This is a genomic window from Schauerella aestuarii (genome assembly GCF_009866805.1).
Taxonomy (GTDB): Bacteria; Pseudomonadota; Gammaproteobacteria; order Burkholderiales; family Burkholderiaceae_B; genus Schauerella; species Schauerella aestuarii.
In genome coordinates this window covers 826,690-840,677 of the sequence record NZ_SIZW01000041.1, presented here as the reverse complement: position 1 = coordinate 840,677, position 13,988 = coordinate 826,690, and the positions used below count along the sequence as shown (strand labels likewise).

Below are 13,988 nucleotides of genomic sequence, written 5' to 3'. Positions count from 1 at the left end.
AACCTTATGAACACCACCCCCTTGCGCACGGATGCGTCCGTTGCCGCGACGTACCAAGGCGAATCGTCTGCATCGGCCGTCTCCTGGGCGGCCATTTTTGCGGGCGCAATTGCCGCCGCCGCCCTGTCCTTAACCTTGCTTACCGCGGGTTCGAGCCTGGGATTTGCAACGATGTCCCCGTGGGGTAACGATGGCGCCTCCGCCACCACCCTCGGTATCGGTGCGATCGTCTGGCTGATCTTCACCCAGATCATCTCAGCGGGCTTGGGCGGTTATATGGCCGGCCGTCTGCGCACCAAGTGGGTCAACACCCATTCCGACGAAGCCTATTTCCGCGATACCGCACATGGTCTGCTCGTCTGGGCCGTCGGTGCACTGATCACCGCATTCATGCTCACCTCGGCCTTGTCGTCGATCGTCAGCGGTACCGCACGTGCAGGCGCCAGCGCCTTGTCGGGTGCCGGTTCGGCCATCAGCTCCACCGTGGGCGGCGCTGCCGACATGGTCAGCCGCAATGGCAACCTGGGTTCGATGGACATGGACGGGATGGTCGACTCGCTGTTCCGTGGCGGACGTCCTGACGCAGCCGGCAACCCGCGCGAAGTGCGTGCGGAAGTCGGTCGCATCGTGAGCCGCAGCATCAGCCGTGGCGATATGTCGCAGGAAGACAAGTCGTACGTGGCCAGCGTGATTGCCGCGCAAACCGGCGTGGACCAAGCCACCGCTGAAAAGCGCATCACCGATGGCATCGCTCAAGCCAAGAAGACCGTTGAAGATGCCAAGAATGCAGCGAAAGAAGCGGCCGACAAGGCACGCAAGGCCGCTGCTGCCTTCGCATTGTGGGCCTTCCTGTCGCTCATGATCGGCGCGTTGAGTGCTTGCATCGCCGCGACGATGGGTGGCAAGTCGCGTGACCGCGTGACGCGTTAATTCGCAACCGGCGCGTTGCGCCGGGAGGGGTGATGCAGGTTATGCAAACCCTTTCCGGATCGATCGCCGATCGCGTCAAGAATCCCAGCTTCGGCTGGGATTTTTTTCGTCTTTCGTGATCGTCGCGCCTAAGCTGGTGACATCGGGATCGTCCGGTGTAAGCTCCCGCGGTTGGACCTAACAACAACGAACGACTCCCGGGAGGATAAGAGGATGACAACCTTGAACGCTGCGGCAAACGGTGACGTTGAGACATCGCGTGCGGATGCCGTGTATCGCAAGGTGGGCTGGCGGCTGATCCCGCTGCTGTTCGTCTGCTACATCGCCGCCTATCTCGATCGCGTGAACGTCGGCTTTGCAAAACTGCAGATGCAGAGCGCATTGCAGTTCAGCGAAACGGTGTATGGCCTGGGGGCCGGCATCTTCTTCATCGGCTACTTCCTCTTCGAAGTACCCAGCAACGTCATCCTGCATAAAGTGGGTGCGCGCCGCTGGATCGCCCGCATCATGATCACGTGGGGTCTGCTTTCGGCCGGCACCATGTTCGTCACCACGCCCCAGGCGTTTTATATTCTGCGTTTTTTCCTGGGCGCGGCCGAGGCCGGCTTTTTCCCCGGCATCATCCTGTACCTCACTTACTGGTATCCGGCGCATCGGCGCGGCAAGGCCACATCGTTGTTTCTGGCGGCGATTCCGTTTGCCGGCATTTTAGGCGGCCCGTTTTCGGGCTGGATCCTGAAGACCATGAACGGCGTCAATGGTTGGGATGGCTGGCAGTGGTTGTTCTTGCTGCAGGGCTTGCCCACCGTGGCCATCGGCCTGATCGTGCTGGGCTATCTCGACGACCGCGTTCGCGATGCAAAATGGCTCACGATGGACGAGCGTGAACTGGTGGCGCGCGACATTGCGGCAGAGGCGTCGGGCAAGGCCGAGGGTGGCGTGCGCTCGGTACTGGCCAATCCGCGCGTGTGGCTGCTGGCGATCGTGTACTTCTGCTTTACCTCCGGCTTGTACGGCATCAGCTTCTGGTTGCCCAGCATCATCAAGGCATTGGGCGTCAACGATCCACTGAACGTGGGTTTGCTCAGTGCCGTGCCCTGGACGTTGGGCGTCATCGCCATGTACCTGGTCGCCCGCAGCGCCGACCGCATGCTCGAACGTCGCTGGCATTCGGCGGTTTCCGGTGTGGTGGGTGCGGCAGGGTTAATCCTTAGCGTGGTGTTCCATGCGGATGCAATGATGTCGATTGCCGGCTTGACGCTCGCCACCATGGGCATCATGGCGTGCCTGCCGGTGTTCTGGGGCTTGCCCACCGCCTTTCTCGGCGGCGCGGCCGCCGCCGCCGGGATTGCGCTCATCAATTCGATCGGCAACCTTTCCGGCTTTGCCGCGCCCTACCTGATCGGCATGATCAAGGATGCCACGCAGAGCACGGACGCCGGGATGTACATGCTCGCGGTGCTGTTGTTGATTGGCGCGGCATTGGTATTGATGGCGCGCACGCCCAAAACGCGCTGAAAGTATGGGGGAAACGTGGCGAATTCTTAAAAAAGGACGAACGCCACGGTTTCGGCACACAACGTGCTTAATGGCCCTGCCGGCATGACCTCCCATGCCGTTACGGCCACGGAATCCCCATGACAACGAGCTTTTCCATCTCCGAAGGCGCGCCCTTTCCGCTGGGCGCCACCTTGAGCGGCGAAGGCGTGAACTTCGCCCTATTTTCGGCCCATGCCACCAAAGTCGAGCTGTGTCTGTATGACGAGACGGGTGAGAATGAAATCGCCCGCATCTCGCTGCCGGAATACACCGACGAAGTCTGGCACGTGTTCGTCAAAGATCTGAAGCCGGGCGCCTTGTATGGCTACCGCGTGCATGGTCCTTATGATCCTGCCGCCGGTCACCGCTTCAATCCCAACAAACTGCTGCTGGATCCCTATGCCCGTGCGCATTTCGGCGAGCTGAAATGGGATCCGTCCGTGTTCGGCTATACGCTGGATGCCGACGATGCCGACCTCACATTCGATGAACGCGACAGCGCCCCGTTCATGCAGAAATGCCAGGTCGTGGATCAGAACTTCACGTGGGAACATCCCTCGGAAGTACGCGTGCCGTGGGAAAAGACGATTTTTTACGAAACGCATGTGCGCGGATTCACCAAGCGCCACCCGGCCGTACCGGAAAAGCATCAGGGCACGTTCGAAGGCCTGGGCCATGACGCCGTCATCAAGCACATCAAGGATCTGGGCGTGACGTCGGTCGAGCTGCTGCCGATCCATGCGTTCTGCAACGACAGCTACCTGATCGACAAAGGCCTCACGAATTTCTGGGGCTACAGCACGATCGGTTTCTTCGCTGCCGATCCGCGCTTTTTCGCCAACGGGTCCGGCGCGATCGCCGAACTCAAGCACATGATCGACAAGTATCACGAGGCCGGCCTGGAAGTGATTCTCGACGTGGTCTACAACCATACGGCCGAAGGCAGCGAGCGCGGCCCTACGCTCTCGTTCCGCGGCATCGACAACGCCTCGTACTACCGCCTGATGCCTGACGAGCCGCGTTATTACATCAACGACACCGGCACCGGCAACACCCTCAATCTGTCGCACCCGCGCGTGCTGCAGATGGTCACGGATAGCCTGCGCTACTGGGTCACCGAAATGAAGGTCGATGGTTTCCGTTTCGACCTGGCGACGATTCTTGCGCGCGAAACCTACGGCTTCGACGAAGGCGGCGGCTTTCTGGACAGCTGCCGCCAGGATCCCATCCTCTCGAGCGTCAAGCTCATCGCCGAGCCCTGGGATTGCGGTCCGGGCGGATACCAGGTGGGCGGCTTCCCGCCCGGCTGGGCCGAATGGAACGACAAGTATCGCGACACCGTGCGCGCCTTCTGGAAGGGTGAGGAAGGGTTCGCTGCCGAGTTGGCCACGCGCATCACGGCGTCGGGCGACAAGTTCAATCATCGCGGCCGCCGTCCATGGGCCAGCGTGAACTTCATTACCGCGCACGACGGCTTCACGCTCAACGACTGGGCCTCGTACAACGAGAAGCACAACGACGCCAACGGCGAAGACGGCAAGGACGGACACTCGGACAATCGCTCCTGGAACTGCGGCGTGGAAGGTCCCACCGACGATCCGGAAATCCGTGCCCTGCGTGAACGCCAGAAGCGCAACATGCTGGCCACCCTGCTGCTCTCGCAAGGCACGCCGATGATTCTCGCCGGCGATGAATTCGGTCGCACGCAGGAAGGCAACAACAACGCCTACTGCCAGGACAACAACATCAGTTGGGTCAACTGGGATATCCAGGAGGAAGGCAATGCGCTGATCGAGTTCACCCGGAATTTGATCACGTTGCGCCATGCCTTGCCCGTGTTGCGGCGCGGCCGCTTTCTGACCGGCGATTTCCAGGAAGATCTGCAGATCGCCGATGTGAAGTGGTTGAGTCCGTCGGGCGATCAGCTGAGCGATGAACAGTGGGGCGACGCCGATATGCGCTGCTTCGGTCTGGTCATCGATGGACGCGCCCGCGTGTCGGGCATCCGTCAACCTGCTTCGGATGCAACGATTCTGATCGTGTTCAACGCCCATCACGATGTGGTGGACTTCACGTTGCCGGAGATTCCGGGCAGCGATCAGTGGCAGTGCATGATCGACACCAACATGCCGGTACGCGAAGAGTTGCCCGATTTCGAATCGGGCGATGTGTACCAGGTTACCGGCCGCTCGGTGTTGTTGTTTGCGTTGCATACGAAGGGCGCCACCCGTCGCATCTTCAAGCAGCTGGCTGAAGAGTTGACCGAAACGCCGACCGACACGCAATAAGGCGTCGAACAGGTTGAAACGCCGGACCGCTCACGCGGTTCGGCGTTTCTTTTTGGGCGACGAGACACCGTCTTCGTTATGTCGGCTTAACGTGGCGTACGCAACGTGCGGTATCGGGCAACCATTGGCGTTCGATATTACGAAATAGCTGCGTCACGCAAGTTCGACACGTGCGCGGCCCGCCCCTTTCGCACGATAGAGTGCCGCATCGGCCCGCTCGATCAGATGATGAAACGCATGCGTGCGATCCGGCGTCGCGCCCGCCACCCCTACGCTTACCGTGGCGATGCCGCCCACGCCGTCCGGATGCGCAATGCCGAGCGCCGCGACCGCATCGCTGATGCGGTGCGCGATCGGCACGGCTTGCTCTGCGCTGGTGTCGGGCAGGATCACCACGAATTCCTCGCCCCCATAGCGCGCGACGAACGTGTGATCGTCGCCGGTACTGTGCGCAATGGCATCGGCCATGCGACGCAGCAGGTCATCCCCCGCTCGGTGACCATAGCGATCGTTGAACAGCTTGAAATTATCGGCATCGATGAAGAGAATCGACAGCGGCGATTGCCTGCGTCCCGCACGCTCCCACTCCATCGCCATCACTTCGTCGAAGCGCCGGCGGTTGGCCAGGCTCGTCAAACCGTCGGTGCGCGCGAGCACGTCCAACTCGGCCTGTATCAACCGCCTGCGACGCAGCTCACGCTGGAACAACATCGTGAGCGTGGTCACGGCAACGCACAAAATCAAAGTGATGGGACCCAGCACCATGGTTTTCGTGCGCCACGGTTTCATGATTTCATCGACGGACAGGCCGAGATTGAGAATCAACGGGAAGCCCCGAACATTACTGAACGTATACAACCGTTCGACATTATCGGTTGAGGCGCGATTGACGAAACTGCCTACATGCTCTTCCTTGATCCGGCGAAATGTGGCGGAACCGCTCATATCGCGCCCGATTTCACTGGCGATATACGGCTGACGCATCAGCATGATGCCGTCGGCGCGCATCAATCCAATGGCGGCTTCATTGCCGAGCGCCAGTCCGGTAAATTTTTCGCGCACGTACGACAGCCGCATTGCGCCGAGCACGACGCCGGCAAAGCTGCCATCCGGATTGAACAGCCTGCGGCTCAGTCCTATGCTGGGATCGCCGTCGCGCAACCGGCTCTGATAAGGAGCGCTGACGAACAATCCCGCGTCGGGACGGGCCTTGTGAATCGCGAAATAATCGCGATCGGCGAAGTTGCCTTGTCGCGGAACGATCGAACCGGAGTCGAAGCGGATATTGGCTTCGGTATCGAGCACGAGGATCGACCCCAGGTGTTCAGTGACCGCAGCCGTGGCGAACAAGAGCTGCTGCCGTAGCGCGGGCCCGGCATGCTCGAATCCCGGCGTGCGAATGGCCTGCGCGACCGACATCAACGTCACGTCGTACAGTTGCATCGAACGGGAGATGTCATCTTCGAGCGTGATCAGCAGGTTACGCGCGGATTGCGCCGACCGGTTCCAGTCGCTCTGCCGGTCGGTCCACAGCATGGTCAGCGCCACGCCCAGGATGCATAGAACGATCAACGCCCCCAGTGCGTTGAGCGTGCGATAAAACCGCAAGGCCACCATGCGTGCCTCCCGGGGCATCGTTGCTACTTTTTTGGTCGAGTCTCTGACGGACGCCCGACGCAGAGCCGTAGTTTAGGCCATTGCCAGTCACCCGTCGCCCCCGCCGGTATTGCGCGCATTGCGCCCCATGTCGGCGACGTCGTCATCGCCGCCGATCTGGCACCTGCCCGCTGCACCCGGTAAGCTGTGGTCTCCATCACAGGGAGTCACGATGAAATTGAGCGGCTTTAAAGTTCTCACCTTCGACTGCTATGGCACGCTGATCGACTGGGAAACCGGCATACACGACGGCCTGAAGCCATTGCTGGCCAAGCATGACAAACCCTTGTCGAAAGATGAAGCGCTCGAGATCTACGCGCGGCATGAGGCAGATCAGGAAGCGGCGACGCCAGACATGCCGTATTCGCAGTTGCTCTCCGTGGTGTACAAGCGCGTGGCTAAAGAGTGGGACATCCAGGTCGACAATCAGGAGGCCAATATCTTCGGCGCGTCGGTGCCGGACTGGCCCGAGTTTCCCGATTCGGTCGAGGCGTTGGCATATCTGAAGCAGCACTACAAGCTCGTCATCCTCTCCAACGTCGATCGGATCTCGTTTCGCGCCAGCAACGCGCGTTTGAAGGTCGCGTTCGACGCCATCTACAGTGCGCAGGATATCGGGTCATACAAGCCCAATCCTAAAAATTTCGAGTACATGCTGGAGCGGCTGAAAAGCGATCTGGGATTGGAAAAAAGCGACGTGCTGCACACGGCACAGAGCCTGTTCCACGACCATGCCACCGCCAATCGGTTCGGTCTCGCCTCGGCCTGGATCGACCGGCGCCACGACACGGAAGGCTGGGGTGCCACCATGCCCCCGCCCGGCACGCCGCACGTCGACTTCCGCTTCGAAAGCATGGCCGCCATGGCGCAGGCCCATCGCGACGAGCTTGCCGGCCGTTGACGCGCGCGCGTGGCGCAGACGTGGGAACGGTACTTGCCTAATGGCCCGGGTAACGCTGGCGGTGATCTTTGCCGCCGGGACTCGATTCATTATTCGGATAGGCAAGTCAAAATGAAAATCCTGCTGTGGGCCATCGTGATCATTTTCCTCATCGGCTTGGCCGTAGTGACGGGCTTTTTCAAACTTATTTTCTAATCACGCGCGTCCCAACGGATGCTCGGCTGACGGCGCACCGGGATTGATGCCGCCGTTCTCATTTTCATGCGGGGATCCATCATGCTACGCAAACTCATCGTATTCGCCATCACCTCCGGCCTGGCCAAGAAGCTCTATCAGAGCGTCATGAACAAGCGCGCTGCCAGCACGGTGGCCGCACGCGGCCGCACCGGTGCCCCCCGCCGTCGCGTCTAAGCGAAATCCCACCGGCGCAGGTGTCCGGAGGAAGCAAACCCGCCAGGCTTCTGCCTGGCGTTTTTGCGTGCAGGTTTAACGCATGCCTGCGGTGTGCACGACGCGTGTACCGAGGGTTGCCAGCACGTCAGCCCGGCACGCCAGCAGCGCCGCTTTCAACTCGGGCAGCACGCGCTCGAATCGCGCCTGCGGCACGGCGATCGAGATCGCATAGGGTGGCCCCTCGGGCGGCACGACCGAGATGCCGATCGCACACACCCCATCCGAATGCTCCTGGCGGTCGTAGGCAAAGCCGGTGCGCCGCACCGCTGCAATATCGGCCAAGAGCGCGGGTAAGGTCGCAATCGTGTGCGGTGTATAGGCGTACCAACCGTCGCCCAGTAAACGCGCGATCGCACGATCCGGCATCGTGGCCAACGCGGCTTTGCCGTTGGCGGTGCAGTACAGCGGAAACATCGTCTCGCGCGAGGGCGCAACGCGAAGCTCCTGTGTAGACACCGTTTGCTCGATGAAACGCAGGTGCGCGCCCGCGAGTTGCGAGAGATCGACGGTTTCGTCGACACGGCGATGCAGGGCATGCAGGTGTGCGCGCAAGGCCGCTTGCAGGTCGGGCCTGGAGGACGACGCTGCGAGGCGTGCGATGCCGGCACCGATGGAAATACCGTCCGCATCGATTGCGACGAGCGTTTCGCCAAGCAAGGCCTGGACGATGCGCTGTACGGTCGAGCGCGGTAGATCGACCCGCGCGGCAATTTCGCCATAACTCATCCCGCGGCCCGCTTCGCTCAACGCGCGCAGAATGGCTGCGGCACGGGCAATGACTTGAATGCCGCCTGCATGACGGTCGGGACCATCATGTGAGGGTGACGCCCCAGCGGCAGTGGCAATTGAGGTGGACATTGAGGTGGAGATTCAGGTGGACATTGAGGTGGCGGTCAACACGGCACCCGATGCTGCAACGTCATTTGATGCAGGCATGGCGGATCACACAAGTTGAAGGATGACTGTACCGCATTGTGGTTTTTCGCTCAGCTTTTTACCGCACAGCGATACAGTGCAGTTTCTTTCTCACCGCCAATCACTTAAGACTGCAATGCCTATCTCCCGGCAATCCTTTGCCTTCATCCTGCTGCTCGGCGCACTCGCCGCCTTGCCGCCCCTGGCCATCGACATGGGCTTGCCCGCCCTGCCCGACCTCGAGCAGAGCCTTGGCGCATCGTCCACGCTCGCCGGGATGACGCTGAGCGTGTTTCTTTTCGGCTTCGCCGCCGGCCCGCTGGTGCTGGGGCCATTATCCGACCAGTGGGGCCGCCGCCCGATCCTCCTGGGCGGCCTGATGCTCTTTGCCTTGGCGGGCGCCCTGTGCGTGTTCTCACCGTCGATCGAATGGCTATTGGCGGCTCGCCTGTTGCAGGGCATCGGCGCAGGCGCGGGGGCAGTCCTGCCGATCGCCATCGTGCGCGATCTATTTCAAGGCGTGGAAGCACGCATGCGGTTGTCTTACGTGACCTTGGTACTCAGTCTGGCACCCGTGATCGCCCCCATCATCGGCGCGGGGCTGGTGCCGATCGGTGGCTGGCGTGGCATCTACGTGGTTCTGGCCGTGGGCGGTGCAGTACTGCTCGCCGTCACTGTCTGGGGCTTCGAAGAGTCCGCCCCCGCCGCTATGCGCCGCAAGGCAAGCGTCAAACAGGTGTTGGCCAACTACGCATTCGCCTGGCGCCAACCGGTGTGCCGGCGCTTCTTTCTCGTCAACGGCGCCAGCTTCGCCTGCATGTTTGCGTTCATCTCGGGCTCGCCCCTGGTGTTCATCAGCGTATACGGCGTCTCCGCAGGCACCTTCAGCCTGATCTTCGCGTGCGTGGCCGGCGGCACAATCGCCGGGTCGTTTCTGAATACGCGATTGACGGCGCGTCATGTGCCCAGCGCCCGGCTGCTGGGCATGGGTTTGACTCTCGGCGTGTTGGCAACGAGCGTGGTTGCGACGTTGGCGTTCACCGGCCTGGCAACGGCCACTACGCTTGTGCCGTTTCTCGTCTTGAGCAACTTGAGCTACGGCCTGATCGGTCCCAATGCCTCGCACGAGGCGTTGCATCCGCTGCCGCAAATGGCCGGCGTCGCAGCCGCGTTGCTGCGCGCGATCCAGATGCTGCTGGGGAGCGCCGCGAGTGCGCTCGTCGCCTGGGGCTTCGACGGCCGATCGGCGCGTGCCATGGGCGGCGTGATGCTGCTGTTCGCCGTGCTGTCGGCCGTGGCGTTCGTGTGGGGCGGACGCAAGCGGTCGTAGGGGCGACATACGCACGCACGGGCAGCACCGCTGCATTCGAGGCAGCACACCATCACGCGCACACCCGGTGATACGCCGTGACATCACGGCATTTTCTTGCGTCTTTATTTTTTGTATGCAAAGATATACATAAATAAAACGAATCGAGACCGCGCTCCGTGCCCATCGCCAAAGCCAATTCGCAGGCCTACGCCGCCTATAACGAAATCAAGCAGCGCATCTTTGCCGGTGCGTTTGCGCCCAGCGATCGCCTGCGCGAAATCGAGGTGGCGTCGCTGCTCGACATGGGTCGAACCCCGGTACGCGAAGCGCTCAAGCGCATCCACGACGAAGGCCTTCTCACTCACGAACCCGGCCGTGGTCTGGTCGTGACCACGATGGACCAGCAGGACGTCAGTGAGCTCTACGCGATGCGTGAGGTGCTCGAAGGCGCGGCCGCTGCATTTGCGGCCCAGCACGCCACGGCAGCCGAGATCGACAACATGGAGGCCATCTTGCATGAGGGTGAGAACGGCGACCCCGTGGCGACCAATCTCAAGTTTCATGCGGCGGTGTACACCGCCGCGCACAACCGCCATCTCATTCGCTCGCTGCAATCGCTTACCGACACCACTTACCTGCTTGGCCGGAGCACGCTCAGTTCGCCTGAACGCGCCCGCATCGCCATGCAAGAACATTTGGACATCGTCGCCGCCATCCGCAGCCGCGACGCGCAGCGCGCGTCACACGCGGCCCAACAGCATATTCACCAGGCGCTGCTCGAACGCCTGAAGATGCTGCGGCAACGCTAGCCCCGTTTTTCCAAGAAGCCCATAAGAGGAGACAACCCACATGCAGCGCTTCACCCTGAAGTCCATCCCCTTGCTGGCGGCCGCACTGCTGCTGCCCGTCGGTGCGATGGCGCAAAGCTTCCCCACCCGCCCCATCACGCTGGTCGTGCCGTTCGCGGCCGGCGGCGGCACCGACAGCATCGCGCGCGACATGGCACGCACGCTGTCGGACAAACTCGGCCAGCCGGTGGTCGTCGAGAACCGCGGCGGCGGTGGCGGTTCGATCGGCGCCAACCTGGTCGCCAAGGCGCAACCGGATGGCTATACGCTGTTGTTCGCGACGTCGACGTTCGTCACCAATGCTGCGGCCGAAGTGACGAGTTCGTACGACGTCGAGAAATCGTTTGCCCCGGTGGCGATGATCGGCCGGGGTCCGCTCTTGGTAGTCGCCAGCAAGCAATCGGGTATCGGCTCGATCGCCGATCTGCGAAAGGCTGCGGCGGCCTCGAGCGAGGAAGTGAATTTCTGCTCGGCTGGCGCGGGCAGCATCAACCACCTTGCAGGTGAACGCTTCGCACAGAAGGCGAACGTGAAAATGACGCATGTGCCTTACAAAGGCAGCGGTCCCGCCACAATCGATCTGCTGGCCGGACGCGTGCAAGTATTCTTTGCCACGGTGCCCACGATCCTCACGCAGATCACCGATAAGCGCGTGAATCTCTTGGCTGTCACCAGCGCGCAACGGTCGCGTCTCTTTCCCGATACGCCCACGATGGCAGAAGCCGGCATTGCCGACTTCGATATCTCCACGTGGTGGGGCGTGCTGGCACCTGCGGGCACGCCGGCCGCCGTGGTGGACAAGCTCAACACCGCCGTCAACGACGCAGCGTCAGCCGATCTGGTGCGCGATCGCCTGACGCACGAAGGTGCCGACCCGATCAAAGCCACGCCCGCCGACTTCGGCCGCACGCTCTCGAGCGAACTGGCGTTGTGGCGCGGCGTGGTCAAGCAATCGGGCATGCAGCTTAACTAGAACGATGATGGAGACAACCATGCATCACATCGATTCAGCGCTCGATCCCTTGCGCCGCAAGCTGCTGATGGCTGCGGCAGGCGCGGCCTTGACCACCGCATGGCACGGCGCGCATGCCGCCGACGCGTATCCCGCCAAACCCGTCACGGTCATCGTGCCTTATGCACCGGGCGGCCAAGGCGATGTGTTTGCGCGCATCGTGGGCGAACGCTTGGGCGCCGCGCTCAAGCAGACTTACGTCGTCGAAAATCGGCCTGGGGCATCGGGCGCGATCGGTGCACGGCTGGTGGCGCGTGCGCCCGCCGATGGCTACACGCTGATGATGGGCCAAACCGGCGAAATCGCCGTCAACCAATTTGTCGTCAAAGACCTGGGATACGACCCCTTGGTGGATCTCGTACCGGTAGTGCTGGTGGGCGATTCGCCGCTCGTGCTCGCGGTGCCCGAAAAATCGCCCTATCCCACCATCGCGGCGTTGATCGAGGCAGCGCGCGCCAAGCCGGATGCGATTTCGTATGCGTCGTCGGGCACGGCCACGCCGGGTCATTTGGCCGCAGCCGCACTGGGGCTTGCCGCCAAGGTGAGCATGGTGCATGTGCCTTACAAAGGCGCGGGCCAGGCCATGTCGGATCTGCTCGGCGGCCACGTCGACTTTTTCTTCTCCAGCGCCTCCGCCGTGATGCCGCATGTGAAGTCCGGCAAGCTCAAGGCATTGGCGGTGTCCACGCCCCAACGCATCGCAGCACTGAAAGATGTGCCCACGATCGCCGAGACGGCAGCGCCCGGATTTCAATTCAGTTTGTGGGGCGGCTTTTTCGTACCGGCAAAAACCCCGGATAGCGTAATCGACGCACTCAACAAGCAAGTGAACAGCATCCTCGCGGATCCTGCCATCAATAATCGCTTTGCCGATGACGGCACCACCGTGCGCGCGAATACGCCGGCGGAGTTTGCCGCGTTCGTGAAAAGCGAAGCAGAGAAATACAAGGGCTTGGTGCAGGCCACCGGCATCAAGGTAGAGTAGTTATTCAGGCTCGATAAAAAAGGAAAGCGTTATGAAGATCGTCGTATTGCCGGGTGATGGTATTGGCCCCGAAACCATGGCCGTCACCGTAGACGTGCTGCAAGCCGCATCGCACCGGTTTGGCTTGAACCTCGACCTCGATCACGATATTGCGGGTCACGAGAGCCTGAAGCGTCACGGCGCCACCGTCACGCCCGAGTTGCTCGCGAAAGTGAAAGCCGCCGATGGCTTGATGCTCGGGCCCATGGCCACCTACGACTTCAAGGATGAGGCCCGCGGCGAGATCAATCCGTCCAAGTATTTTCGCAAAAGCCTGGATCTGCACGCGAACATCCGCCCTGCTCGCACATACCCAGGCATGACCGCGCGCCTGGGCGAATTCGATCTTGTCGTCGTACGTGAAAACACGGAAGGCTTTTACGCCGACCGCAACGTCGAATCGGGCGGCAGCGAAATGCTCATCACGCCAGACGTGGTGGTGTCGCTGCGCCGCATTACCCGCCAGTGTTGCGAACGCATTGCCCGCTCGGCCTTCGAGCTCGCCATGACGCGAAAAAAACACGTCACCATCGTGCACAAGGCCAACGTGCTCAAGATCGGCGACGGCATGTTCATCGATGCCTGCCAACGTATCGGCCGCGAGTTTCCCGACGTCGCAATCGACGACGTGATCGTGGACGCGATGATGGCCCACGTGGTGCGCGCCCCGCAAAAGTACGATGTGATCGTCACCACGAATATGTTTGGCGACATCCTCTCCGACCTCACCGCCGAACTCTCCGGCAGCCTGGGCTTGGGCGGCTCGCTGAATGCCGGCAGCGACTATGCCATGGGGCAAGCCGCGCACGGTTCTGCGCCCGACATTGCCGGCCAAAACATCGCCAATCCGATCTCCTTGATCCTGTCGGCCGGCATGCTGCTGGGCTGGTATGGCCAACGCAACGGCAAGCAGGCGTTCATCGACGCGGCTGCCGCCATCGACCGCACCATTGCGGATGCCATCGCAGCTGGCGAATGCACGCGCGACGTGGGCGGTTCACTCGGCACACGCGAAGCCGGTGCAGCGTTCGTTGCACGCCTGCAGGCCGCGTAACGATGACGGCCTCGTTTCCTGCCGGCGGCGTCAGGCTGCATCGCCTCTGCCCAGAG

Annotated in this window: 13 protein-coding genes; 11 read left to right on the top strand and 2 right to left on the bottom strand. The window is 61.8% G+C overall.

The genetic code is table 11. The features are described from left to right. Positions 1 to 6 precede the first annotated feature (6 nt). The 3 genes from EYW45_RS14830 (at position 7) to glgX (ending at position 4,757) form a co-directional block, all read left to right on the top strand. The gene (locus EYW45_RS14830) at positions 7 to 930 is read left to right on the top strand and encodes a hypothetical protein (RefSeq protein WP_161136150.1); all 924 of its coding nucleotides are present in this window, start codon (positions 7 to 9) and stop codon (positions 928 to 930) included. 213 nt (positions 931 to 1,143) lie between these two features. Then, positions 1,144 to 2,448 (top strand): MFS transporter, encoded by a 1,305-nt coding sequence (locus tag EYW45_RS14825; RefSeq protein WP_161136149.1) that lies wholly within the window; start codon positions 1,144 to 1,146, stop codon positions 2,446 to 2,448. Between the two features lie 119 nt (positions 2,449 to 2,567). After that, positions 2,568 to 4,757 carry a glycogen debranching protein GlgX gene (glgX, locus tag EYW45_RS14820; protein ID WP_161136148.1) on the top strand — a complete coding sequence of 730 codons (2,190 nt, stop codon included), beginning with the start codon at positions 2,568 to 2,570 and terminating at the stop codon, positions 4,755 to 4,757. 153 nt (positions 4,758 to 4,910) lie between these two features. On the opposite strand, the gene EYW45_RS14815 is transcribed toward glgX, so the two are convergent. Continuing rightward, on the bottom strand, positions 4,911 to 6,392 hold the full coding sequence (locus tag EYW45_RS14815) for a sensor domain-containing diguanylate cyclase (RefSeq protein WP_161136147.1): 1,482 nt from the start codon (positions 6,390 to 6,392) through the stop codon (positions 4,911 to 4,913). 193 nt (positions 6,393 to 6,585) lie between these two features. Here EYW45_RS14815 and EYW45_RS14810 point away from each other — a divergent pair, with 193 nt between their 5' ends. The 3 genes from EYW45_RS14810 (at position 6,586) to EYW45_RS24730 (ending at position 7,725) form a co-directional block, all read left to right on the top strand. Next, a complete protein-coding gene (locus tag EYW45_RS14810; protein WP_161136146.1) occupies positions 6,586 to 7,314 on the top strand; it encodes a haloacid dehalogenase type II in 729 nt (242 codons plus the stop codon). 111 nt (positions 7,315 to 7,425) lie between these two features. Further along, positions 7,426 to 7,509, top strand: a complete 84-nt coding sequence (locus EYW45_RS25110; RefSeq protein WP_456238880.1) for a small membrane protein YohP — start codon at positions 7,426 to 7,428, stop codon at positions 7,507 to 7,509. A gap of 81 nt (positions 7,510 to 7,590) precedes the next feature. Then, positions 7,591 to 7,725 carry a hypothetical protein gene (locus tag EYW45_RS24730; RefSeq protein ID WP_268894275.1) on the top strand — a complete coding sequence of 45 codons (135 nt, stop codon included), beginning with the start codon at positions 7,591 to 7,593 and terminating at the stop codon, positions 7,723 to 7,725. A gap of 75 nt (positions 7,726 to 7,800) precedes the next feature. Here the strand turns inward: EYW45_RS24730 and EYW45_RS14805 are convergent, their stop codons facing one another. Beyond that, complete coding sequence (locus EYW45_RS14805) at positions 7,801 to 8,625, bottom strand: IclR family transcriptional regulator (protein ID WP_161136145.1); 825 nt, start codon at positions 8,623 to 8,625, stop codon at positions 7,801 to 7,803. A 193-nt stretch (positions 8,626 to 8,818) separates the two neighbouring features. Between EYW45_RS14805 and EYW45_RS14800 the strand changes: the two genes are divergently transcribed. The 5 genes from EYW45_RS14800 to EYW45_RS14780 all read left to right on the top strand — a co-directional run bounded on the left by EYW45_RS14800 (position 8,819) and on the right by EYW45_RS14780 (position 13,932). Beyond that, entirely contained in the window at positions 8,819 to 10,012 is a 1,194-nt protein-coding gene (locus EYW45_RS14800; protein ID WP_161136144.1) for a multidrug effflux MFS transporter, read from the top strand. 158 nt (positions 10,013 to 10,170) lie between these two features. After that, a complete protein-coding gene (locus EYW45_RS14795; protein WP_161136143.1) occupies positions 10,171 to 10,803 on the top strand; it encodes a GntR family transcriptional regulator in 633 nt (210 codons plus the stop codon). A gap of 40 nt (positions 10,804 to 10,843) precedes the next feature. Beyond that, positions 10,844 to 11,815: a tripartite tricarboxylate transporter substrate binding protein gene (locus EYW45_RS14790; RefSeq protein WP_161136142.1), complete on the top strand. Its 972-nt coding sequence runs from the start codon at positions 10,844 to 10,846 to the stop codon at positions 11,813 to 11,815. Positions 11,816 to 11,834: 19 nt separating this feature from the next. Beyond that, a complete protein-coding gene (locus tag EYW45_RS14785) occupies positions 11,835 to 12,839 on the top strand; it encodes a Bug family tripartite tricarboxylate transporter substrate binding protein (RefSeq protein ID WP_161136141.1) in 1,005 nt (334 codons plus the stop codon). Positions 12,840 to 12,870: 31 nt separating this feature from the next. Beyond that, positions 12,871 to 13,932 carry an isocitrate/isopropylmalate dehydrogenase family protein gene (locus EYW45_RS14780; protein WP_161136140.1) on the top strand — a complete coding sequence of 354 codons (1,062 nt, stop codon included), beginning with the start codon at positions 12,871 to 12,873 and terminating at the stop codon, positions 13,930 to 13,932. Positions 13,933 to 13,988 lie beyond the last annotated feature (56 nt).